This window comes from Longimicrobium sp. (assembly GCA_036389795.1).
Taxonomy (GTDB): domain Bacteria; phylum Gemmatimonadota; class Gemmatimonadetes; order Longimicrobiales; family Longimicrobiaceae; genus Longimicrobium.
Window position 1 is genome coordinate 1 of record DASVWD010000090.1, and the last position, 21958, is coordinate 21958.

A 21958-nucleotide genomic window follows, 5' to 3' on the forward strand; every position below is an offset into this window, starting at 1 on the left:
CGCCCTTCTTCGCCTGTCCGTGCCAAGGCATCCACCGTGCGCCCTTGTTCGCTTGACCGGATATTCCTACCCGGTCCACCGTTCCTAAGAACACGCTTCGGTGCGTCGAGTCTCGCTCGACTTCACACCCAGCCCTCTACCCTTGTTTTCAATCAGCCTGGTCGCAGCGAAGCAAGCGCTGCGGAGCCCTCTAACTTACCATCCTGCATCGCGTTTGTCAACGGGCGTTTTCACCGTCCCGTTGCCCCGGGCAGCGCCGCCGCCCGTATCGCGAAGGGCCTCAAGTATATGCAGATGGCAGACTTATGTCAACCGTCGCCGCCCGGCGGGCCTCCGCCCTGCCGCGGCGGCTCCAGCTCGAAGAGCCCGATGGCACGCAGATCGTCCTCTTCGCCCACGCTCCACTTGGCCAGCGTGATCCTCCAGCCGTCCGCCTCCAGCTCCTCCAGCAGGCGGAAGCTCGCGGCCCTGAACGGGTCGGAGAGCAGGACCCGCCCCCCCGGCGCCAGGTTGGACTCGAAGATCCGGCGCAGGTGCGGATGCCCCGCCTCGGCGTAGAGGACGTCCGAGCCCAGGATCCACTCGTAGCGCCCGGCGTCGTCCCAGTCGGCCCAGTCCGCCACGCGGTATTCGATCGCCCCGGCGCCGTTGCGCTCGCCGTTGCGCCGGCAGACCGACATCGCCAGCTCGTGCCGGTCGGTCTGCACCACCCGCCCGCCGAGCGACGCGGCGACGATCCCCGGCAGCCCCGTCCCGGCGCCCAGCTCCAGGACCCTCGCGCCCCGGAAGCCGTCCGCGCGCGAGGCGACCTCGTGGGCCAGGGCGATGGCGGCGGGCCAGAGGGCGACCCCGTACGGCAGGCGGTCCTTCAGCTCGCGGAAGAAGTTCCACTCGTCCACGTGGGTCAGCACCGCGCCCGTGTGCAGCACGCTCCACTCCCGCCCACCCAGCTCGAGGCGGTACTCGTGCAGCGGGAAATCCCCCGTGGTGGTGTGCAGCGCCTCTGCCTGCGCGACGGACGTGCTCATTTTCTCCCTTTGACGAGCCGACTCGTGTCTGCGTGGAGCCACGGAGGCTGTTACAAGTTTCCTGCCCGGAGGGACCTCAGGACGGCGGCCTTCGCTCAGTGTCCCTCGTCAGGAAGTGTCCACGGGATCGATCCACACATATAAATACTGTTAGAATCACCACTTAGGTCCAGGACGCCGGGACCGGTTGACAGCGGGGTCTCACGTCCTTATTATATCCGCCGTGGATATATCCACACTGGAGTGAGCACGCCGACGTGACCGACCCGCGCGACCCGCGAGAGCTGGTGCCGCTCACGCCGGCCGTCTTCCACATCATGCTGGTGCTGGCGGACGGAGAGGCGCACGGCTACGGCATCATGCTGGAGGTGGAGGAGCTGACCGCGGGCCAGGTGCGCCTGGGCCCCGGCACGCTCTACCGCTCCATCCAGCGCATGCTGGTGGACGGGCTGATCGAGGAGGCCGGCGACCGCGCCGGCCCCGAAGACGACGAGCGCCGCCGCTACTACCGGCTGACCGGCTTCGGCCGCCGCGTCGCCGAGGCCGAGGCGCAGAGGCTGGCGACGCTGGTGGACGCGTCGGCCGCGCGCGGGCTGCTGCCGGGGCGCTCCGGACCCGGGCCGGAGGGCGGATCCGCGGACCAGGGATGAGGAGGGGGTGAGCGATGGCGCAGCCGGTGAGCCGGGTCCCCGAGGACTTCCACACCCTCACGCCGCACCTGGTGGTGCGCGGGGTGGAGCGGGCGGTGGCGTTCTACCACGCGGCGTTCGGCGCGCACGAGCTGCTGCGCAACCTGGCGCCCGACGGGAAGACGGTGATGCACTCGGAGCTGCTGCTGGGCGACTCGCGCTTCCTGATCAACGACGAGTTCCCGGACTGGGGCGTCGTCTCCCCCGAGACGCTGGGCGGCACGCCGGTGACGCTGCACCTGTACGTGGACGACGTCGACGCCGTCTTCCAGCGGGCCCTGGACGCGGGCGCCGAGGTGCTGATGCCGGTGCAGGACGCCTTCTGGGGCGACCGCTACGGCATCGTGCGCGACCCGTTCGGCCACCGCTGGAGCGTGGGCAGCCGCATCGAAGACCTCTCGCCCCAGGAGCTGCAGCGCCGCGCCGCCGACTGGAGCGCCGGAGAGCGCGACCCGGATTCCGGATCGCCCGCTGAGAGTTGATTTCGCACTTCGCACTTCGCACTTTCGACCGGAGCCCGACCATGATCAGCAGAGTGAAATTCGTCAGCATCCCCACGGCCGACCAGGACCGCGCCCTCGAGTTCTGGACGCGGAAGGTGGGGTTCAAGCTTGTGCAGGACGTGCCGATGGGTCCCGGTCAGCGCTGGATCGAGCTGGAGGTGCCCGGAGCGGAGACGCACGTGGTGCTCTTCACCCCCACGGGGCAGGAGGACCGCGTCGGGAGCTTCGTGCCCATGGCGTGGGCGACGCAGGACGTGGAGAAGACGTACGAGGAGCTGCGCGGCCGCGGCGTGGAGTTCCAGCAGCCGCCGAAGAAGGAGAGCTGGGGCACCTCCGCCGTCTTCAAGGACGCGGACGGCAACCAGTTCGTGCTGAGCTCGGAGAGCTAGGCCTGGACCGGATCGGCGTCGTCGGGGACCTCCGCGACGACGGCGGCCCGCCCCGGCTCGGGGGGCCAGAGGAGGCGCGTCGCCAGGGCCCAGCAGCAGACGGCAACGAAGCCGACGAGCTGCCCGGCGGGGCGCACCGGGCGGTAGTCCGCGAAGACGCGCCGGGCGCTCTCGGCCAGGTCACCCAGCCCGAACGCCGTCCCCGGCGCGGGGCCCACGCGCTCCCAGAGCACGGGGATCATCGAGAACTTGAGCAGCGCCAGCAGGATGGCCAGGCTGGCGAGCGAGGCCACCAGCCGCCGGCGCGTCCCCCCGGCGAACACGCCCCAGGCGGCGATCGCCACCCCCGCCACCACCACCCACTCCAGCAGCCCGGGCGGCGGGAAGAGCAGCTCCAGCACCTGCGCCGTCGCCACCGTCCCGTAGGCGGCGGCCGCCCACCCCGCCACCCCCGCGGGCCTCGGCCAGGCGCCGCGCAGCACCAGCAGGTACGCCAGCAGCAGCGCGAACAGCCCCTCCACCAGGCCGAAGGAGCGGTACTCCACCCCGCCCTCCACCGGCGCGACCCCGGCCAGCACCCCCGCGGCCAAGAAGAGGAGCGCCGCGGCCACCGCGCGCTGGGCGGCCGTCATCCCCGCCCTCACCTGGGCAGCCATTCCAGCGGCCCCGTGCGGAGCTGCCGCTCGATGCGCGCGGCCAGCGCGTCCGCCCGCTGCCGCGCCCCCGGCGACGTCGGCGCGGAGCGCACGCCCTGCACGATCGTCATCGCCTCGCGCAGGAGCTGCTCGTCGTCGCCGCGGTACCAGGGGCGCGCGCCGGCGGCCAGCATCAGCTCCGCGCGGTCGAGCGCGGCGCCCGCCCACAGCTCCGTCGCCGCGGCCACCCGCGTGCTGTCCCCCGCCCGCTCGCGCGCCGAGAGCGCCTCCTCCTCGGCCTCCGCGTAGCGCGCCAGGGCGCCCGCCGTGTCGCCCGCGGCGCGTGCCCGGAGCGCCGCGCTCACCCGCTCGCGCGCGCGCGCCATGCGCGGGGTGAAGGCGTCGGGCGCCACCGACACCCAGGTGGCGCGGCTCACCTCGGCGGCGCTCTGCGGGGCGCTGCGGTAGAGGAGGAGCGCCAGCACGGTGAGCACGGCCAGCAGCGCGAGCCCCGGGATCACCCAGGGGTCGCGCAGTCCGCCGCCGTCCGTGTCCGTGGCTGTCGTCGTCATCGGAGTCGAAGGGTGTCGCCGAACCCCGGGAACCGCGAAACCGCAACTGCTCGCTTGGGCGTGTCCCCCTGCGGGGGCCGGGCTGCGCGCGCGGTAGGGCACGATACCACCGTGCCCAACCGCGCCGGGCCGCCGCCGCCACGATACCCCTGTGGCGGCGCCGTCCCGGCCCTCCGGGCGCGCATCCCTCACGCGGTCCCCGGCGGACCTGGACCCCGGCGCCACGCAGGACGCCGCCCTGGCGCGGCGAAACCCGCGCCCGGATGCCGTTGAAGCCTCGCGGGGTTTGCGAGGCTTTCTGCCGTTGTAGCCGCGGCTTCAGCCGCCCTTCCCCCCCGGCGCACCCGGCGCACCCGGCGCCGGGGGATCTCCCCTACGCCGCGATCCCCCGCGACTCCAGCATCTCCCGGACCTCGTCCCAGCGGATCGCCCAGTCGCCCAGCCGGCCGCGGTGGGGGCCGTGCCAGTCCGAGCCGCCGGTGCGGAAGAGACCCATGTCGCGCGCCACCCGGTCGAAGAGCATCGCCTCCACCGGCGGCGTGTTGGGGCGGAAGCACTCGATCCCGTTCATTCCCCACCCCGCGAAGGTGCGCACCTCGCGCTCGAACACCTCCAGCTCCGGGTGCGCCCACACCGCCAGCCCCCCGGCCGCGTGGATGGTGTCGATCGCCTCGCGCACGCTGGGGAACTCGGTGGCCACGAAGGCGCTCCCCCCGTCCTTGAGGTACAGCTCGAACGCCTCGGACACGCTCCGGGTGTGGCCGCCCGCCTGCAGCGCCCGCGCCAGGTGCGGCCGCCCGAGAGAGGCCGCCTCGGGCCCGGCGATCTTCAGCACCTGCTCCAGCTCCACCCCCACCCCCTGCTCCTGGAGCTTGCGCACCATCTCGCGCATCCGCCCGGCTCGGCGGTCGCTGGCCCGCGCGTGGTGCGCCTGGAGCGCCTCGGAGTCGGGGTCCACGAAGTAGCCCAGCACGTGGATCTCGTGCAGTCCGTGCTCTGTGCTGAGCTCCACCCCGGGGATCACGGTCAGCGGCTGGCCGCGCGCCGCCTCCAGCGCCTCGCGCACCCCCGCCACCGTGTCGTGGTCGGTGAGCGCGATCACGTCCAGGCGCCCGGCCAAGGCCGCGCGCACCACCCCGGCGGGCGGGAGCTGCCCGTCGGAGGCGTGGGAGTGGATGTGCAGGTCTACGCGCTTCATGCCTTTGTGGGGGAAAGGGCCACCACCGGCCCGCGGGCCGGCGGTGGCACCCTGACGCACGATGCTGGCCGCGGGCGTCAGCGGGTCCGCCATGCCAGCCCCACGCCCCAGTCGGTCCCCGTGCCCAGGTTCGCCCCGAAGCGGAAGCTCAGGTTCGGGCGGAAGTCCAGGTTCACCCCCACGTCGGCCAGCACCTCCAGGTCCGCCTCGTCGCCCACGTCGACGATCGCCAGGCGCGGGTGGATGTAGGGGACGATGTTCAGGTCGGGCGTGGCGAAGACGTAGCCGAAGTCGAGCCCCACCTGCGCGCCGAACGCCTCGGCGTCGCCGACCAGCACCTGCCCCGCCGCGGTGAGCGCGACGTCGATCGGCGGCGCCCCCGCCAGCGCCAGCGGGTTGACGTACTCGACGCCCAGCGTGAGCGCCCCGTCGCCCGCGTCGGAGTAGCCGCCGCGGAAGCCCAGCCCGTACCCGCCGAAGCTGCGCCGCCAGCTCCCCTCCAGGTGCAGGGGGTCCTCGCTCACGTAGATCCCCAGCTCGTTGCTGAGCCGCGGGGCCTGGAAGCTGGGCGTGAACACCTGCGCCCCGGCCGCCGCCGCCCCCGCCAGCGTGAGCCCCGCCACCGCCGCCGCCACGCACGCCGCCTTCCTCATCCTCTCTCCCCCTGGACTGGTTCTCACGTCGAAAGCCCCGCCCGGCCTGGATCGGCCGGGCGAGGCGCCCGCGCGGCCCGGCTACAAGTTTCAGACCAGCAACGGCTTGCGGCCGATCTGCCACGGAAAGCGGGAGCAGCCCGCATCGCGCCATCTCCCGCGTTCCCGGGCCGCGCGCGGTCTACCGCGGCCGGGCGGGCGGAGTTCCATCCCCGCCGACGGAAGGGAGCCGGGCTTCGTCGCACAACGTCGCGCACCCGTCACACCCGTCGCCTTCCGGACGTTCGCATCCGGTGAGACGGCGGGAGCGGAGCACGACGGCCCGCCCGCCGCGGATCCAACCCATTCCCGGAGGGATGATGATCGCTTCCATCGTTCGACGCAGGAGATCGGCCGCCGCCATGCTCGTCGCGCTCGCGCTCGCCGGGTGCGGGTCCTCGACCGCGGCCGACCAGCGCGTGGCCGTCACCACCGACCAGCGCGAGTACCGCACCGGCAACCTCGTCACGGTGACGGTGACCAACGTCTCCGACGAGCCGGTCGGCTACAACCTGTGCGTGCACCGGATCGAGCGGCGCACCGGCGACGGCTGGCGCGTGGCGTCGGCCTTTCCCCCGCCGGGCAGCGCGTGCGTCGACATCCTTCTCACCCTGCAGCCCGGCGCCTCCACGGCCATCCAGGTCCAGCTGCCGCAGGACCTCGCCGCGGGCGTCTACCGCGTGCGCTTCGAGTCGCCGGTCCTGGCGACGCCGCCGTTCCGGGTGGAGCCGGGCTTCGTCCTCTTCTGACCCACCGGACCGGGCGATTCCCCGCCCCACCCGCCAGCCGCACGGCGCCGGAGCGATGCTCCGGCGCCGCTGCTTTTGCGGGCGAACACGAGATCCTTGTGCTCCCGCGGCGCCAGGTATACAATGTATACCCATGGTATACGGTGTAGACCCGACGCCGGGGCAGCAGCGGATCCTCGCCGCGGCCGAGCGCCTCTACAAGGGCGGCGGGCTGGACGCCCTCTCGATCCGGCGGGTGGCGGAGCTGGTGGGGGTGACCCCGATGGCGATCTACCGGCACTACCGGGACAAGGACGCGCTGCTGGAGGCGCTGGTGGGGCTGGGGTTCGAGCGGTGGGAGAAGTACCTCGCCCGCGCGGCCCGGCGGCGCACGCCGCTGCGGCGCTTCGAGGCGGCGCTCACGCAGTACCGGGAGTTCGCGCTCGACGAGCCGCGCCTCTTCGAGCTCATGTTCTTGATCCCGCGCCCGAACGTGCCCCACGCGCCCGCGTCGCTCCGGATGACCTCGTCGCCCGCCTTCGGCGTCATGATCGCGTCGGTCAGGGAGGCCATGGAAGCGGGGGCGCTCCGCCGCGGCGACCCCGGCGAGACGATCCTGGCGCTGTGGGCGGCCGCCCACGGCCTCACCGCGCTGCACTTCAGCGGCCGCTTCGGCGGCGACGACGCCGTCTTCCGCCGGGTCTACGACCGCACCATGAAGCAGCTCCTGCAGCTCTTCACCCCCGAACCCCCGAAGTAGTCATGTACGCTGCCGCGACAGGGAGAGCCTTCCCCGGGACCCGCCCGGCCCGCGCCGCCGTCGCGCTGGCCGTGCTCGCCGCGGCCTGCGCCTCGGGCGGCCGGTCCGGCGCCGCGGCGGCACCCGGAGACGCCGGGGCCGCGGCCTCCCTCTCCGGCCCCTGGCTGGTCACCCTCGACCAGGGCGGCGGGAACCAGTTCGCCGTGCGCATGACCTTCGAGCCGGGGGCCGCGGGCCGGTGGGAGGCCTTCTCGCGCCCCGGGGCCGCGGGCGAGCTGGTGGGCGGGGTCCGCGGCATCCTGGCGCGCCTGCTGGGGAAGCTGCCGCCGCGCGGGGCGCTGGTGCGCATCGAGAACGGCACCGCCGTCGGCCGCGGCGACACCGTGGTGGTCCGGGGGAAGCTCGCCTCGCCCCTGCTGGGGGAGCACTACCTGGCCGGCACCGTCGTCGGGGGGAGGCTGCGCGGCGAGCTGCGGCGCGACACCCTGGGCGCGCCCGCGGGGACGCTGGAAGCCGTTCCCCACGCCGGCGGCCGGCCCGTGCGCGACTACCGCGCCCTCGCCGCCGGCATCCGCCGCACGGTGGAGGAGCGCATCTTCAACCCGGCACTGCTGGAGCGCCCGGAGTGGCGCGCGTTCTTCCGCCGGCTGGACGCGCGGCTCGCCGCGGCGCAGGACGACGCCGACGCGGTTGCCGCGTTCTACGCGCTCAAGCCCGGGGTGCGCATCTCCCACTTCGAGCTCTTCCGCAACCCCGCGCGCGCGGCCCTGCCGGCCGACTCCCTGCTGCTGCTCGCCACGGCGCCGGCGGAGGGGCAGGTCGTGCTGTCGTTCCCGGCGCCGGGGGTGGCCCACCTGCGCATCCTGCGCTTCCACCAGGTGAGGGCCGCCGTCGAGCGCGCCTTCGCCCGCGTCGATTCGGCGGCGCCCCACACGCTGATCCTGGACGTGCGCGGCAACCCGGGCGGCGACGCCTCGGCGATCGCGGCGGCCGCGCACCTGCTGCGCGACACCACGGTGGTGGGGGCGTTCCTGGGGCAGAAGTGGTACCGGAGCCACCAGGCGCCTCCCACCCGGGCGGAGCTCGCCGCGCTCCCGGTGATCTCCGACGACCGGGGGATCGGGCTGATCCTGGCGGTGCGCGAGCACGGGGTGGCGGTGGGCGTGATGCCGCCGGCGGCGCCGCACTACGGCGGCCCCGTCTACCTGCTGGTGGACCGCCGCTCCGGCAGCGCCTCGGAGCCGCTGGCGCACCTGCTGAGGAGCACCGGCCGCGCCACGCTGGTGGGCGAGAACACCGCGGGCGCCATGCTCACCGGGCCGCCCTTCCCCGTGGGCGACGGGTGGATCCTGGTGGTCCCCGAGGCCGACTACTACGCGGCCGACGGCACCCGCCTGGAGGGCACCGGGGTGGCGCCCCACGTCGCCGTCCCCTCCGCGGACGCCCTGGGCGCCGTGGGCGAGCGCATCCGCGGAGAGCATCCCTACGCCGGCGCCCTCCTGCGGGCCGCCGCGGGCGTGGAGACCCGGCGCTGGAGCGAGGCCGAGCGCTGGTATCTCGAAGCACGGCGATTGGAGCCCGACAGCGCGGCGCCGGCGCACGGGCTCGGCCGGGCGTACCAGGAGCAGGCGAAGTGGGAGGAGGCCTTCGCCGTGTACGAGGGGCTCCTCGCCCGGAATCCCGGCGAGGTGGGGGCGCTGTACCAGGTCGGGCGGACGGCGGCGCTCTCGGGCCGGCGGCTCGAGCGCGGCGAGCAGGCGCTGCGCGCGTACCTCCAGCGGCCCCACCGGCCGGGGCAGCCCTCGCTCGCCGGGGCGCACTGGCGCCTGGGGATGATCCTGGAGCGGCGCGGCGAGCGCGACCAGGCCCGACGCGAGTACGAGACCGCCAGCCGCCTGGAGCCCCAGAACGCGGAGATCCGCGCCTCCCTGCGCGCCCTCGGCCCCTGACATTGCGCGGGGTCGAGTGCTGGATGATGGCACGCAGAGCAGCAGAGTCAGCAGAGAACAACGCTCCTCTGCTGACTCTGCTGCTCTGCGTGATACAAGGTCGGCTGGTGTGTGCTTGTCATCCTGAGGCCCGATCACACGAAACCAGCATACGCCTGGATGATCGCAGGGCCGAAGGATCTACTCGCCTCGCCACGTGGGTTGGGCGCGGCAGCGGCACGGATGCCCGCTCGCCTCATCACCCACTGTTCAACGGGATTCGGTATGAGGGAGCGTCGGCGCGTAACTCGTTTCCGCACCGATGCCTGGACGCTCCCGAAGGATCTATGGGCTGCCACCGCGCCGACCTGCGGGCCCTGGCGCGGTCCCGGGCCATAGATCCTTCGGGCGCCCGGAATCCTGCCCATTCCGCCGGTCCGGAGCAGCGCCCTCAGGATGACACCTCTTGCTCTTCGAGAGGGGATCTAAGTCGTTGTCAGTCAATCACATTGACATACAGGACCCACTCGCTTAGATTCAAGTCGTTGTTTGACAACACGGGTATTGGGGCTGTCATGGTTTCGACGCGTACGGTGAAGCCGTGGCTGCGTGCCGAGGATCTCGGGACCCTCGTTAAACCTTCCGGGAAATCTGTAACCGCGAACGACAACTTCGCTCTGGCTGCGTAACTGGAGCTTTCGGGCTCGTTACCTCCCATCCGTCGGTCAGCCCTGCCTGAGGCGGGCCGCCGGGTGTCGTTAAAATCGGGCTGGCCTGCGTTCGGCGCCGTGACGGCGCAGGCGAGACTTCCACGGCTGGCTCGCGATAGGCCTCTCACCGGCCGCTGAGCGGGCGAGGAAAAGGAACGGTGGGATACGCACGTAGACGCTGCGGGGGATTCGTGGGCGGACGCGGGTTCGACTCCCGCCAGCTCCACTGGCGAAAGGGCCGCGCCGGCACCGTCCGGCGCGGCCCTTCGCCGTATCTACCGGCGTGCGACGCCCGCCCCTCTTGTGCAAATCCGCCGTATTCATATGTTTATCGGCGTCCGCCACAGGCCCTCACCCGTCCGATTCAGCTCCCGCCATGCTCCGCTGCCGTCACCTCGTCATTGCCCTGTCACTCGTCGCCGCAGTGCCGGTGGCGGGCTGCGAGAACCATCCGTTCATAGCCGAAGAGCGCGTGACGTTCTTCATCGCTCCGCAGCAGGTGGACTGCGTCGGAGCGTTCCCGCAGAAGTGCCTGCTGGTGAAGCACCGGGCGGAGGAGGAATGGACGTACTTCTACGATCCCATCGCGGGGTTCGCGTACGAGCCGGGCTTCAACTACGAAGTGATCGTGGGCATTCGCCGCGCCCCCGAGCCGATTCCCGCCGATGCGCCGGCGTACCAGTACCGGCTGATCCATCTGGTCGCGAAGACGCCGGCCGGCTGACGGAAAGCGCCCGAAGCGAAAGAGAACGGTCCGCGCCCTTCAGTTCTGGTAACGGCGATGAACGTCGTTCTGGTTCCAAAACCGAAATATCACGCAGAGCAGCAGAGTCAGCAGAGAACAACGAAGTCTCTGCTGACTCTGCTGCTCTGCGTGAGACATTCAGTTCAGATCTGAATCCGAACGAACTTCAGCAATTCAGTATCATCCCTTCATTCCCAGCGCCTCGCGCATCTTCTTGGTGATGCTCTGGCGCGACTTGAAGAAGTCGGCCCAGGGGTCCTTCCTGAGCTTCCCCAGGCGGCGGATCACCGCGTCGGGGGTGAAGTCGTCGCTCCGCAGCTTCGGCGTCAGCTCGTCCCAGCCCAGGGGGACGGAGATGGCGGCGCTCGGGCGGGCGCGGATGCAGAAGGCGGAGATGGCCGTGGCGCCGCGGCCGTTGCGCAGGTAGTCCAGGAAGATCTTCCCCTTGCGCTTGGCGATCGTCGCCTTGGTGATGTACTTCCCGTAGTGGCGGGCCGACAGGTCCACCGCCAGCGCCCGCGAGAAGTCCTTCACCTCGTCCCACGTGTGCCGGCGCGCCAGGGGGACGGCCACGTGCAGCCCCTTGCCCCCCGTGGTCTTCACCCAGCTCTGCAGCCCCAGCTCGGCCAGGCGGTCGCGCACCTCGAACGCCGACTCGACCACGCGCGCCCACGGCACGTCGGGCGCCGGGTCCAGGTCCATGATGAAGCGGTCCGGCTTCTCGAAGTCGTCGATCTTCGCGTTCGAGGTGTGCAGCTCCAGCACGCCCATCTGCACCATCCCCACCAGCCCCTGCGCGGAGTCGACGTAGGTGTAGGTCTTCACGTCGCCGTCGTTCTCCGTGATCTGGACCCGCCCGATCTCGGGGATGAAGTGCTGGTCGCCGTGCTTCTGGTAGAAGCACTCGCCGGGGACACCCTCGGGGCAGCGCACCAGCGTCAGCGGGCGGCTGGCCACGTGCGGCAGCATCCAGTCGGCGATCTCCTCGTAGTAGCGCGCCAGGTCCAGCTTGGTGATCCCCTTCTCCCGGAAGAGCGGCTTGTCGGGGCTGGACAGCCGCACCCCCGCCACCTCGGCCACCGCCTCGCCCTTGCGGCCCCGGTGGCTGCGCGTGGACGGGGGAGGGGAGACGCTCGCCTTCCGCGCGCCGCCCGCGCTCTTCGCCTTCGACGCGGCGCGGGGGGAATCGTCCGTTTCCTCCGGGGCGGGGGAGGGCGGGGGAGCGATCGGCTCCTCGCGCACCACCTCGCGCGCCGACTTGTCCTCGCGCAGGCCCTGGAAGGCGGGGTGGCGCAGGATCCCCTCCCCGGTCCACTCGGTGAACGCCACCTCGCCCACCAGCTCGGGGCGCACCCAGTGCACGTCGCGCGGGCGCCGCTTGAGGTTGGCGAAGGGGGACTCCTCCGTCTCCAGCTTCGCCAGCCGGCGGTGCAGGGTGCGCAGCAGGGTGTCGTCGAACCCCGTGCCCACCTTGCCCACGTGCATCAGCCGGTTCCCCTCGTAGACGCCCAGCAGCAGGGCGCCGAAGCCCGAGCGCGAGCCCTTGGGGTCGGTGTAGCCGCCGATGACGAACTCCTGGCGGCGCATGCACTTGATCTTGAGCCAGTCCTTGGTGCGCTTGGAGACGTAGCGGCTGTCGGCGCGCTTGGCGATGATCCCCTCCAGCCCCATCCGGCACGCCTGGTCGTGGAAGGTGGCCCCGTGGCCCAGCACGTGGTCGCTGAAGCGCACCTGCCCGCCGGCGTCGGTCCCCGCCAGCAGCGCCCGGAGCGCCTCCTTGCGGTCGAGGAGCTGGGCGCCGCGCAGGTCGTAGCCGTCCAGGTAGAGGAGGTCGAAGCAGTAGAAGACCAGGTCGTCCTGGTCCTCGGCGTGGATGGCGTTCTGCAGGAGCTGGAAGCTGGTGGTGCCGTTGGGCGCCAGCACCACCAGCTCGCCGTCCAGGATCGCCTGCTTCGCCGGGAGCGCGGCGAAGGCGGGGACCAGGCCGGGGAAGAGCCCCGTCCAGTCGTTCGCCTTGCGGGTGAGGATGCGCACCTCGCCGCGGTCGATGCGCACCACCAGGCGGTAGCCGTCGTACTTGATCTCGTGCAGCCAGCCGTCGCCCGCGGGGACGTCGTCCACCAGGGTGGCGAGCTCGGGGAGCAGCTCGGCGGGCATCTTCGCCTTGCGCGCGCCGGGGATCGAAGCCGGGTCGCCCGCGTCGGCGCCCGCCGTCGAGGCGACGGTCTTCGCGGCGCGCTTCGGGGCGGACCTCGACTCGGCGGCCTTCTCGCGGGCGGCGCGGGCCACGGCGGCGAGTTGCGCCTTCATGGTCTTCGCGTCCTGCGGGGGGCGGTTGGAATGCCAGGTGGCGTCGCGGTCGGCGGCGATCTCCTCCATGGAGCGGCCGGTCTTGACGCTGAGCGGCTCCTCCTCGGTGATGACGCCCTCCGACTCGGGGCGGGCCTCCTCGTCCTTGTCCTTGAAGAGGAGCCACTGCTCCTTGCCGCCGTCGTCGCCGGCCCGGCGCGAGCGCACCAGGTGCCAGGCGCCGCGCAGCTTCTCGCCGTGCAGGTAGAACTTGAGGTCGCCCTTGCGGTAGCCCGCGCGCGGATCGATGCCGCGCGGCTCCCAGGCGCCGCGGTCCCAGAGCATCACGGTGCCGCCGCCGTACTCGCCCCGGGGGATCACCCCCTCGAAGTCGCCGTACTCGACCGGGTGGTCCTCGACGTGGACGGCCAGGCGGCGCACCGAGGGGTCCAGGGAAGGGCCCTTGGGCACCGCCCAGCTCAGCAGGACGCCGTCCAGCTCCAGGCGGAAGTCGTAGTGGAGATGGCTGGCCGCGTGCTTCTGGATCACGAAGGCCAGCACGTCGCCGGACCGGTGCTCGGCGCCGCGCGGCTCGGCCGTCCTGCCGAAGTCACGCTTGCGGTTGTATTCGGCCAGCCCCATCCGCCGCTCCTCAGGCCGTCTTGCGGTGCGGCTTCGGCTTCGCCGTCTTCGCCGCCGGCTTGGCCGGCTTGGCCGCGGGCTTGGCCGCCTTCGGGGCCGGCTTCGCGGCCGCCTTCGCCACGGGCCTGGCAGCGGGCTTCGCCGCCGGCTTGGCCGCGGGCCGGGAGGCGGGCTTCGCCTCCGGCTTCGGCTTCCGCTCGGTGTCGGCGGCCAGGCGGGGGCGGCCGCCGGTGGCCTCCACGCTCTTCTTCAGCAGCGACATGATGTCGATGACGTCGGCGCGCGGCGTGGGCACCTCGGGCGCCGGCGACTCGTCGAGCTCCTCGGTCTGGCCGCTCTCGATCTTCTTGTGGATGAGGGCCATGAGGTCGTCGCGGTAGGTGTCGTGGTACTTCTCGGGCTCCCACTCGCCGGTCATGCTGTCGATGAGCATCTGCGCCATGGCGAGCTCCTTGTCGCCGACGCCGATGTCGTCCAGGTCCTCGCCAGGGAGGTCCAGGTCCTCGTACGAGCGGACCTCGTACGGGTAGCGCAGGATCTCCAGCACCAGCACGCGGTCCTGCGGCACCACGGCGGCCAGGTACTCGCGGGTGCGGATCACCACCCGGGCGATGCCCACCTTGCCGGAGCGCTTGAGCGCCTCGCGCAGGAGGGCGTACGCCTTCATGTTCTTCTTGTTGGTAGGCCCCAGGTAGTACGGCTTGTCGTAGTAGATCGGCTGGATGTCGGCCAGGTCCACGAAGTCGGTGATGTCGACCGTCTGCGTCTTCTCGGGGCTGGCGCGGCGCAGGTCCTCGTCCGAGATCAGGACGTAGCGGTCCTCCTCGTACTCGTAGCCCTTCACGATGTCCTCGAACTCGACCTCCTGGCCGGTCTGCTTGTTGTACTTCCTGTAGCCGACCGGGGCCAGGTTCTTCTTGTCGAGCTGGCGGAAGCTGATCTCGTCGCGATTCTCGGCCGAGAAGAGGCCGACTGGGATGGTGACGAGGCCGAAGCTGATGCTGCCTTTCCAGATCGCGCGTGCCATTCGTGGCTCCTTGGGGACGTGGTGTTGTCTCGACTGTGCAGAAGATGCGCCATCGGCACTCCGGGAGCGTCGTCCTGTCGCCTGGAGCGTTCCCGCAGCGCGGATCGCTTTCCACCCGCTTCAGGATCTAAACTTCGTATAATATACATTATGTAAACTTACCCCAGGAAATCCTGTGGGAAACTCGAGCGGTTCTCAACAGGCTCCCCCGTAACCCTTCTTCCCCGCGCAGACCGCCGCCGCAGTCCGTCGCGCGCAAGCCACCCGTCGCTTCCGTCATCGCCTCAGATCGCATCGCCTGGTTGTCGGCTGCCGCTCTGTAGGTTGTCGTCCAAACCGTTGATCAGCAAGACTTCCGGCGGTCCTTTCCCTCCCGCCTCTCGCTCGGCCCGCCTGCCGAATCCACTTTTCCGCGCTGGTCGAGCTGCCGGACGAGCCCGAGCCGCGATCGAGCCCGGTGCCGTAGTGCTCTCAATTGTAATCTCCAGCTACACAGGCACTTACGTTGAACCGACCACGCGATTAACACCCTTAACAGGTGTGCAGGAGAACTGGACGGGTAACGATTTTAACGCATGTGATCAATGTAGTTGCGTGGCATGCAAGCAATAGATTGATGAACACTTTACCCTGATTCGATGTCATCCTACGGGAACCGCTGCGCGGAATCCCTGAACGCGATGGAGTCGGGCGCGTCCAACCTCTGGCGCGGAGGAAAGTCTTGTGAGGACGCTTCCTCAGGATGACCTCATTGAGTCCGTGTCTGAAAAGCCCGGGAATCGAAGACGGTCGCCCTAGAGGTACCGCGCATGTCCCAGCTCGAGATCGTGCGTCTGAGGGCATTCTCGAAAGCCTTTTTTCCGCACCATCGGAACCGAATGGAAAACCCCCCTGCTCTTCCCGTCGGGAGGCAGGGGGCGCGCAGGTCGCGGAGTGTGGAGCGCGCTAATCGATTGTCGAGAGGATGCGGCGGGCTTTCGGTAACAGCTCAAGCCCTGGGACAGCGCTTGGGAGTCTCGTACAGGTAGTGGTCGTGCTTGCTGGCCCAGTCGGCCGGCATCTCAAGCACGCCGGTTGCCTCGGCAAGCAGTTCCCACGCTCCCGGTTCCTGGGCTCCGCCAGCGCCTACCGCTGACGCATTTGCCGGGCTGTCCGGCTCCATGCTCCGCAGCTTCTGCGCGATCTCGTCCAGGGTCGCGTCTTCGGATAGGCCTTCGATCACGCGGATCGCGCGCTCTTTCGTAGACATACTCTCTCTCCCTTCGGAGGCACCTCTCCTCTGTGCCTGCAGCGGTGCAAAGATAACACAACGCCCCCTGCTCCGCTGCAGAGTAGCGGACTAATCGATTGTCGAGAGGATGCGGCGGGCTTCGGGGGCCAGGTCGGAGTCCCTCCCCGCGGCGAACGAGGCCAGGACGTCGCGGGCGGCGGGCGTGGGGATGCGGGCGATCGCGGCGAGGGCGGCGGTCTTCACGCGCAGCATCTTCTTCCCCCCGAACAGCGCGCGGCGGTTGACGACGTTCAGCAGCGCCGGGAGCGCCTCGCCCGAGCCGGTGCGGCCCAGCGCGACGATGGCGGCCACCTGCAGCTCCTCGTCGCCCGCTTCGACGACCAGGCGCGCCAGGAACGGGACCGCCGCGGCGTCGCCCACCGTGCCCAGGTGCTGGATGGCGGCGCGCTTCACCCCGGGGTCGCGGTCACCCAGCAGGTCCACCAGCACGCGCAGCCCGCCCCGGCCGCCGACGGCCGCCGCCAGCCGGGCCACGTCCGCCCTCACGCCGGCGTCGGGGTGCGCGGCGGCCTCGGCGAGCCAGCGGACGGCCAGGTCGTGGTCGACCTCGGGGAGCGTGGCCAGCTCCAGGACCATCCGCGTGCGCGCCGGCGCGGGGTCCTGCATGGCCCGGGCGACGATGCGCTGGGCCATCCCCTCCAGCGGCAGCAGGCGGCGGAAGACGGCCTTGCGCAGCTCGGCGTCGCCGGTGCGGAAGAGGAGGTTCTCCAGCAGCGGCACGGCCTCGTCGCCGATGAAGCCGAAGAAGTCGAGGATGCGCTCGCGCTCCCGGCCGCCGTGCTCGAGGAGGCGGGCCAGGAGCTGCAGCGTCTCGGGCGTCCCCGCCCGCTGCAGCGCGGTGGCGGCCGAGTCGCGGAAGATGCGGGTGCGGTCGGGGCGCCGGGCCTCGCGCACCAGCGCGTCGAGGAGCGCCACGGCCTGCTCGTGGCTGTCGGAGCGCACCAGCCTGAGCCCCGCGCGGGTGCACGCCTGCGCCAGCTCGTCGAAGCGCGCGGGGTTGTCGGCCGCGTGCAGCAGCGCGGGAAGCTGCTCCGCTTCGTCGTGGTGGCGCTCGTCCTTCGCCACGCGGAAGAAGTGGTACATGTCGTGGCTCCCCGGCTCCTCGCCCGGCGCCCCGGCCGGAGCGGCCGGCGCGGGCGCGGGCGCGTCGAGCACCGGGAACTCGTCGAGCAGCTCGAACTCCGACAGCTCCGTCCCGTCTCCCGCGAACAGCTCGAACTCCCCCACCGCCGCTCCCGCGTCCGCCTGCGCGTGGACGGCCGCCGGCGCCTCCTCGCGCGGCGGCGCCGCTTCGGCCGACGGCGCCTGCCCTTCGACCGCCGGCGCGCCGGCAGACGGCGAAGCCTCCGCCTCCGCGGCGGGCTCGCGCGGCGGGGCGGCGGGCGGGCGGTAGACCTCGCCGGCCGACGTGCTCAGGTAGACGCCGCGCGGCCGGCGCCTGGCGAGGAACGCGACGACGCCCCCCTCCCCCAGCTCGGCGGGGGTCTTCCCCACCGCCTCGAAGAGCACGCGCAGGTCGTCCGCGCCAGCGCCGGGGGTGAAACCGACGCGGCTCACGCGCAGGACGATGAGCTGCCCGGCCGCGCGCAGGAGCCGCGGGTCCGCCCCGCCCAGGAGCCGGCCGCGGAAGGAGAAGCCGGTGAACTGGACGTCGAGCACCAGGCTCTTGAGCTTGGCGAACACGCCCTCCAGCGCCGCGGCGGCCTCCCCGGCGAGCGCGGCGGGGTCGCCCTCGCGGAGCGCGGCGGCGGCCAGGGCGTGGAGGAACCGTGCGGCGGGTGCGGGCTGGTCGGGCATGGGTCGCGGAGGGCGGTGGGACTGGGGTTGTGGAGGGGCGGCTGAAGCCGCGGCAACAACGGCGAAAAGCCTGCCTTCGCAGGCTCCTTCGGCGCCGGGGTCGGCCTCGGCGCGTCGGGCCGGCACGGGCGAGGCAGGCCTCGCCCCTGCGGAACGCGGGTCGGCCGGGTCTCAGGAGAACAGTGCCAGGTTTATGGCAGTGCGCGATTTAGCGCTTTCCATCTCACGTACTTTCGCACTTTCGCACTCACGCACTTTCGCACTTCCCTACAGCTTCCCGAAGATCGACAGCACCCGCAGCCGCCACACCCGCCAGACGGCTTCGCGGACGATCTGCTTCGACATCTTGCTCACGCCCACGTCGCGGTCCACGAACATGATGGGGATCTCGCCCAGGCGGAAGCCTTTCTTCCAGGCGCGGAAGCTCATCTCGATCTGGAAGGCGTAGCCGTTCGACTCCACCCGGTCGAGCGGGATGGATTCCAGCACCTGGCGGCGGAAGCACTTGTAGCCGCCCGTGGCGTCGGCGATGGGGAGCCCGGTGACCTTGCGGGCGTAAACGTTGGCGAAGTAGCTGAGCAGGAGCCGGCCGATCGGCCAGTTCACCACCGTGACGCGGCCGTGCAGGTAGCGCGAGCCCAGCACCACGTCGTAGTTCTCGATCGCCTCCAGGAACTGCGGCAGGTGCCCGGGGTCGTGCGAGAAGTCGGCGTCCATCTCGAAGAGGGCGTCGTAGCCCCGCTCGATCCCCCAGCGGAAGCCGGCCAGGTACGCCTTCCCCAACCCCTCCTTGAGCTGCCGGTGGAGGACGTGCACGCGCCGCTCCCCCGCCGCGATCTCGTCGGCCAGCTCGCCCGTGCCGTCGGGCGAGTTGTCGTCCACCACCAGGATCTCCAGGCGCTCGTCGCGCGAGAGGATGGAGGGGACGAGCCGGGGGAGGTTCTCGCGCTCGTTGTACGTGGGGACGATCACCAGCGCGCGCTTGAGCCCCGCGAGGGCGGGCTCGCCTTCCAGCGCGGTGGCGCTCTCCACGGCTCCGAAGGCGGGTCCGGCTTCCAGGGTGGTGGAGCGCTCCAGGGCTCCCAGGGCGGGTCGGGTGTCCAGGGCGGTGGCGGCTTGTGACGGGTGAGACGGGCCCGTATCTTGGGCGGAATGTACAACATACGCCCGCCGTTCGCCCCCTGACAAGTGAAGGTCCTGTACCTGGTCACGGCGTACGCCCGCGACCCGTCCGACGTCATCACCCCCTGGCTGGTGGAGACGATCCGGCGCCTGCGGGAGCGCGGCGTCACCGTCGAGGTGCTGGCGCCCGCGTACCGGGGCCTGGCGACGCAGGTCGTGGGCGGCGTGACGGTGCACCGCTTCCGCTACGCGCCGCGCGGCTGGGAGACGCTCACGCACGACCAGACGGCGCCCGACCGGATCCGCGAGCGGCCGCTGTTCCTGGGGCTGGTCCCCGGCTACGTGGCGGCGGGCTCGCGCGCGGCGGCCAGGCTGGCGCGGGCGGGCGGCTTCGACGTGCTGCACGCCTTCTGGCCCGTCCCGCAGGGGGTGCTGGGGCTCTGGGCGAAGCGCCGCTCGGGGCTGCCGCTGGTCTCCACCTTCTTCGGGGTGGAGCTGACCTGGATGGAGAAGCAGTTCCCCTTCCTGGCGCCGCTGCTCGTCCGCATCGTGCGCGGCTCCGACGCGGTGACGGCGATCTCCACCTACACGGCGGAGCGCCTGCGGCGGCAGGTCCCCGGCGTGGAGCCGGCGATCATCCCCTTCGGCGCGGCGGTGGACGCCCCGCCCGAGCCGCCGCCGTACACCTACGACGCCCACCGCCCCTTCGACCTGGTCTTCGTCGGGCGCCTGGTGGAGCGCAAGGGCGTGCACGTGCTGCTGGACGCGCTGGCCATGCTCCCGCCGGAGCGCCGCGTGCGCCTGCACGTGGTGGGCGACGGGCCGGAGCGCGGGCGGCTGGAGGAGCGGGCCGCGCGCCTGGGCCTCGGCGGGCGCGCGGTCTTCCACGGCTTCGTCTCGAAGGACGAGCTGCAGGCGCATCTCACGACCTGCGACGCCTTCGTCCTCCCCGCGGTGGTCGACGCCAAGGGCGACACCGAGGGGCTGGGCGTGGTGCTGCTGGAGGCGATGAGCTACGCGCGGCCGGTGATCGCGAGCGCGGCGGGCGGCATCCTGGACATCGTGCAGGGCGGGCGCAACGGCTGGCTGGTCCCCCCCGGCGACGCGGCCGCCCTCGCCGCCGCGGTCTCGGCCTGCATGGACGACCCGGACCGCGCGCGGACGCTGGGGCTCCACGGCCGCGAGGACGTGGAGGCCGGGTTCTCGTGGGACGTGATCGCGGACCGGCTGGCGGAGATCTACCGGCGGGTGGCGGGGCGGGATCGTGCCGATTGACGGACGATCGCGCCGCCGCGGGGGCCCTCACCCGGCCGCCTTAGGGCGTCCACCCTCTCCCAACTTCGGGAGAGGGTACTTTGCAGAGTGTGGTGGTGCGCGCGGGACACGGTCGCGGAAGAGATATCCAACGGACCTTGAGTGCGGAGGCGGCGGATGAGGCAGGGGCGGATTCGCGGGGTGTCGCCGGAGCTGCGGGAGGCGGCGCGGGGGCTGCGGAAGGAGATGACGTACGCCGAGCGGTTGCTGTGGAACGGCATCCGGGGGTGGAAGGTCGGCGGCGGTGGGGCGAAGTTCCGGAGGCAGCATCCGCTGGGACACTTCATCCTCGACTTCTACTGCCACGCCGCGAAGCTGTGCGTCGAGGTCGACGGCGGCATCCACGACCTGCAGCCCGAGCGCGACGCGGAGCGGGACGCCTGCCTCGCCGCCGCCGGCATCAAGACCCTGCGCTTCCGCAACGAGGAAGTGTTCGGCGACATCCGCGCCGTCCTCCGCCGCATCGAGCAGGAGGTGTGGCATCGAACTGCGCCGTAATCACTTCTCGGCGCAGAGATGCGAATGTGTACGGACCGTTGAGTACCCTCTCCCGCAGTTTGGGAGAGGGTGGACGCCCTGAGGCGGCCGGGTGAGGGCCCCCCGCGCCGTCCTCCGCCGCATCGAGCACGAAGCCTGGCATCGCACCGCGCCGTGAACAACCTTGTGTGGCGCCGGGACAGGGATGCGCACCGGACCGGTGAAGTACCCTCTCCCGAAGTTGGGAGAGGGTGGACGCCCTGAGGCGGCCGGGTGAGGGTCCCCCGCGGCGGCACAGAAGCCCGCCGAATCGCACGAATCGTAATCCGGGAAGATCGAGAGACTTGAACACCGCCGAGACCCGCGTCAGCCGCACCGACACCTCGCACGTGGAGCCCCGCTACCTGGCGCTGCTGGAAGCGGAGCGTGCCGCCTGGTGGAGCTCGGAGAACTTCGACACCTGGAAGAACCTCTACGTCAGCGAGTACGCGCGCGGCTTCTACGTGGTCGACACGCTGCGCAGGTACGTGCCCGACTTCGAGGTGAGCGGCGCCCGCGTGCTCGACATCGGCTGCGGCGACGCGGGGGTGCTGATCGCCTTCGCCGAGCGCGGGGCCCGGTGCGCGGGGATCGAGCTGGACGAGAAGTCGCTGGAGCGCGGGCGGGTGCGCGCGGAGGAGCACGGCGTGGAGGTGGACCTGCGCAGGGGGATCGCCGAGGAGCTCCCCTGGCCTGACGGCAGCTTCGACCTGGTGATCCTCGACAACGTGCTGGAGCACGTCACCGACCGCGGGAAGACGCTCCGCGAGATCCACCGCGTGCTGCGCCCCGGCGGGCTCCTCTACCAGGTGACGCCCAAGCCGTTCGCGCTCTACAGCCTGTGGAACGACCCGCACTACGACCTGGCGGGGCTGGTGCTGATGCCGCGGAGCATGCAGATCTGGTACTTCGAGAAGGTGCGCGGCGGCGGCGAGGGCACCTACGACGTGGGCGTGATCCCCACCCGCCCGCGGCTCAGGAAGATGCTGCGCCAGGCGGGGTTCGAGCCGGTGGTCAGCCCGCGCGAGCTGTGGGTGCACTACCTGCGCAACCGCATCGCCCGCCCCGAGGAGGTGCGCCCGGGGCTCAAGCGGAAGCTGGCCTCCTTCTTCGGCAGCCGCCGCTGGCCGTTCGAGAACCCCCTGATGCGCTGGCTCTGGGACGTGTCGATCGGGTCCAACTTCTTCATCGCGCGGCGGAAGGCGTGACAGCCGCTTCTGGTGAGTCGATGCGCTCCGGAACTCCACGGGCTGTCATCCCGAGGGAGCGTCCGGCCGGAATCCTGATCTCGAGCGGGAGGTGGGACGCTCCCGAAGGATCTATGGGCGGCCTCGCACGGGTCCCGCGGTTCCGTTCGGAGGCAGCCCATAGATCCTTCGGCCC

At 71.5% G+C, this 21958-nt stretch carries 20 protein-coding genes and 1 other RNA gene; 11 read left to right on the forward strand and 10 right to left on the reverse strand.

The genetic code is table 11. From position 1 onward, the window contains the following. Nucleotides 1-308: 308 nt before the first annotated feature. A complete protein-coding gene (locus VF746_11515) occupies nucleotides 309-1028 on the reverse strand; it encodes a methyltransferase domain-containing protein (GenBank protein ID HEX8693042.1) in 720 nt (239 codons plus the stop codon). A 257-nt stretch (nucleotides 1029-1285) separates the two neighbouring features. Here VF746_11515 and VF746_11520 point away from each other — a divergent pair, with 257 nt between their 5' ends. From VF746_11520 to VF746_11530, 3 genes are read left to right on the forward strand one after another with little or no spacing between them, the layout of a single operon-like run. Beyond that, complete coding sequence (locus VF746_11520; GenBank protein HEX8693043.1) at nucleotides 1286-1678, forward strand: helix-turn-helix transcriptional regulator; 393 nt, start codon at nucleotides 1286-1288, stop codon at nucleotides 1676-1678. A 14-nt stretch (nucleotides 1679-1692) separates the two neighbouring features. Beyond that, a complete protein-coding gene (locus VF746_11525) occupies nucleotides 1693-2199 on the forward strand; it encodes a VOC family protein (GenBank protein ID HEX8693044.1) in 507 nt (168 codons plus the stop codon). A gap of 41 nt (nucleotides 2200-2240) precedes the next feature. Then, on the forward strand, nucleotides 2241-2609 hold the full coding sequence (locus tag VF746_11530; protein HEX8693045.1) for a VOC family protein: 369 nt from the start codon (nucleotides 2241-2243) through the stop codon (nucleotides 2607-2609). Here the strand turns inward: VF746_11530 and VF746_11535 are convergent. The 4 genes from VF746_11535 to VF746_11550 form a co-directional block, all read right to left on the reverse strand. Then, a complete protein-coding gene (locus VF746_11535) occupies nucleotides 2606-3241 on the reverse strand; it encodes a hypothetical protein (protein ID HEX8693046.1) in 636 nt (211 codons plus the stop codon). The two genes, VF746_11530 and VF746_11535, sit on opposite strands and share 4 nt — an antisense overlap. 8 nt (nucleotides 3242-3249) lie before the next feature. Then, on the reverse strand, nucleotides 3250-3816 hold the full coding sequence (locus VF746_11540; GenBank protein HEX8693047.1) for a hypothetical protein: 567 nt from the start codon (nucleotides 3814-3816) through the stop codon (nucleotides 3250-3252). 373 nt (nucleotides 3817-4189) lie between these two features. Next, a complete protein-coding gene (locus VF746_11545) occupies nucleotides 4190-5014 on the reverse strand; it encodes a PHP domain-containing protein (GenBank protein HEX8693048.1) in 825 nt (274 codons plus the stop codon). A 77-nt stretch (nucleotides 5015-5091) separates the two neighbouring features. Next, entirely contained in the window at nucleotides 5092-5667 is a 576-nt protein-coding gene (locus VF746_11550; protein HEX8693049.1) for a hypothetical protein, read from the reverse strand. 401 nt (nucleotides 5668-6068) lie between these two features. On the opposite strand from VF746_11550, the gene VF746_11555 reads away from it, so the two are divergent. From VF746_11555 to VF746_11575, 5 genes are all read left to right on the forward strand, one after another. Beyond that, a complete protein-coding gene (locus tag VF746_11555) occupies nucleotides 6069-6455 on the forward strand; it encodes an immunoglobulin-like domain-containing protein (protein ID HEX8693050.1) in 387 nt (128 codons plus the stop codon). Nucleotides 6456-6588: 133 nt separating this feature from the next. After that, complete coding sequence (locus tag VF746_11560; GenBank protein ID HEX8693051.1) at nucleotides 6589-7194, forward strand: TetR/AcrR family transcriptional regulator; 606 nt, start codon at nucleotides 6589-6591, stop codon at nucleotides 7192-7194. A gap of 2 nt (nucleotides 7195-7196) precedes the next feature. Next, a complete protein-coding gene (locus VF746_11565) occupies nucleotides 7197-9143 on the forward strand; it encodes a S41 family peptidase (protein ID HEX8693052.1) in 1947 nt (648 codons plus the stop codon). Between the two features lie 545 nt (nucleotides 9144-9688). After that, nucleotides 9689-10061, forward strand: a transfer-messenger RNA (tmRNA) gene (gene ssrA / locus VF746_11570). Nucleotides 10062-10208: 147 nt separating this feature from the next. Beyond that, the gene (locus VF746_11575; GenBank protein HEX8693053.1) at nucleotides 10209-10556 is read left to right on the forward strand and encodes a DUF4377 domain-containing protein; all 348 of its coding nucleotides are present in this window, start codon (nucleotides 10209-10211) and stop codon (nucleotides 10554-10556) included. A 201-nt stretch (nucleotides 10557-10757) separates the two neighbouring features. Here the strand turns inward: VF746_11575 and ligD are convergent, their stop codons facing one another. The 5 genes from ligD to VF746_11600 form a co-directional block, all read right to left on the reverse strand. Next, nucleotides 10758-13508 carry a DNA ligase D gene (gene ligD, locus VF746_11580; protein ID HEX8693054.1) on the reverse strand — a complete coding sequence of 917 codons (2751 nt, stop codon included), beginning with the start codon at nucleotides 13506-13508 and terminating at the stop codon, nucleotides 10758-10760. A gap of 10 nt (nucleotides 13509-13518) precedes the next feature. Continuing rightward, the gene (locus tag VF746_11585) at nucleotides 13519-14535 is read right to left on the reverse strand and encodes a Ku protein (protein HEX8693055.1); all 1017 of its coding nucleotides are present in this window, start codon (nucleotides 14533-14535) and stop codon (nucleotides 13519-13521) included. 988 nt (nucleotides 14536-15523) lie between these two features. Then, nucleotides 15524-15784, reverse strand: coding sequence for a hypothetical protein (locus VF746_11590; GenBank protein ID HEX8693056.1), 261 nt, complete (start codon nucleotides 15782-15784; stop codon nucleotides 15524-15526). Between the two features lie 90 nt (nucleotides 15785-15874). Next, a complete protein-coding gene (locus tag VF746_11595; protein ID HEX8693057.1) occupies nucleotides 15875-17623 on the reverse strand; it encodes a HEAT repeat domain-containing protein in 1749 nt (582 codons plus the stop codon). Nucleotides 17624-17890: 267 nt separating this feature from the next. Continuing rightward, the gene (locus tag VF746_11600) at nucleotides 17891-18655 is read right to left on the reverse strand and encodes a polyprenol monophosphomannose synthase (GenBank protein ID HEX8693058.1); all 765 of its coding nucleotides are present in this window, start codon (nucleotides 18653-18655) and stop codon (nucleotides 17891-17893) included. 156 nt (nucleotides 18656-18811) lie between these two features. Between VF746_11600 and VF746_11605 the strand changes: the two genes are divergently transcribed. From VF746_11605 to VF746_11615, 3 genes are all read left to right on the forward strand, one after another. Then, nucleotides 18812-20020, forward strand: a complete 1209-nt coding sequence (locus VF746_11605) for a glycosyltransferase family 4 protein (GenBank protein ID HEX8693059.1) — start codon at nucleotides 18812-18814, stop codon at nucleotides 20018-20020. 156 nt (nucleotides 20021-20176) lie between these two features. Beyond that, nucleotides 20177-20557 (forward strand): DUF559 domain-containing protein, encoded by a 381-nt coding sequence (locus VF746_11610; protein ID HEX8693060.1) that lies wholly within the window; start codon nucleotides 20177-20179, stop codon nucleotides 20555-20557. A gap of 323 nt (nucleotides 20558-20880) precedes the next feature. Continuing rightward, entirely contained in the window at nucleotides 20881-21783 is a 903-nt protein-coding gene (locus VF746_11615) for a class I SAM-dependent methyltransferase (protein HEX8693061.1), read from the forward strand. Nucleotides 21784-21958: the final 175 nt, after the last annotated feature.

Coding starts and splice junctions, on each gene's coding strand:
- VF746_11515 (HEX8693042.1), bottom strand. CDS start 1,028: ATGAGCACGTCCGTCGCGCAGGCAGAGGCGCTGCACACCACCACGGGG.
- VF746_11525 (HEX8693044.1), top strand. CDS start 1,693: ATGGCGCAGCCGGTGAGCCGGGTCCCCGAGGACTTCCACACCCTCACG.
- VF746_11530 (HEX8693045.1), top strand. CDS start 2,241: ATGATCAGCAGAGTGAAATTCGTCAGCATCCCCACGGCCGACCAGGAC.
- VF746_11535 (HEX8693046.1), bottom strand. CDS start 3,241: ATGACGGCCGCCCAGCGCGCGGTGGCCGCGGCGCTCCTCTTCTTGGCC.
- VF746_11540 (HEX8693047.1), bottom strand. CDS start 3,816: ATGACGACGACAGCCACGGACACGGACGGCGGCGGACTGCGCGACCCC.
- VF746_11545 (HEX8693048.1), bottom strand. CDS start 5,014: ATGAAGCGCGTAGACCTGCACATCCACTCCCACGCCTCCGACGGGCAG.
- VF746_11550 (HEX8693049.1), bottom strand. CDS start 5,667: ATGAGGAAGGCGGCGTGCGTGGCGGCGGCGGTGGCGGGGCTCACGCTG.
- VF746_11555 (HEX8693050.1), top strand. CDS start 6,069: ATGCTCGTCGCGCTCGCGCTCGCCGGGTGCGGGTCCTCGACCGCGGCC.
- VF746_11560 (HEX8693051.1), top strand. CDS start 6,589: ATGGTATACGGTGTAGACCCGACGCCGGGGCAGCAGCGGATCCTCGCC.
- VF746_11565 (HEX8693052.1), top strand. CDS start 7,197: ATGTACGCTGCCGCGACAGGGAGAGCCTTCCCCGGGACCCGCCCGGCC.
- VF746_11575 (HEX8693053.1), top strand. CDS start 10,209: ATGCTCCGCTGCCGTCACCTCGTCATTGCCCTGTCACTCGTCGCCGCA.
- ligD (HEX8693054.1), bottom strand. CDS start 13,508: ATGGGGCTGGCCGAATACAACCGCAAGCGTGACTTCGGCAGGACGGCC.
- VF746_11585 (HEX8693055.1), bottom strand. CDS start 14,535: ATGGCACGCGCGATCTGGAAAGGCAGCATCAGCTTCGGCCTCGTCACC.
- VF746_11590 (HEX8693056.1), bottom strand. CDS start 15,784: ATGTCTACGAAAGAGCGCGCGATCCGCGTGATCGAAGGCCTATCCGAA.
- VF746_11595 (HEX8693057.1), bottom strand. CDS start 17,623: ATGCCCGACCAGCCCGCACCCGCCGCACGGTTCCTCCACGCCCTGGCC.
- VF746_11610 (HEX8693060.1), top strand. CDS start 20,177: ATGAGGCAGGGGCGGATTCGCGGGGTGTCGCCGGAGCTGCGGGAGGCG.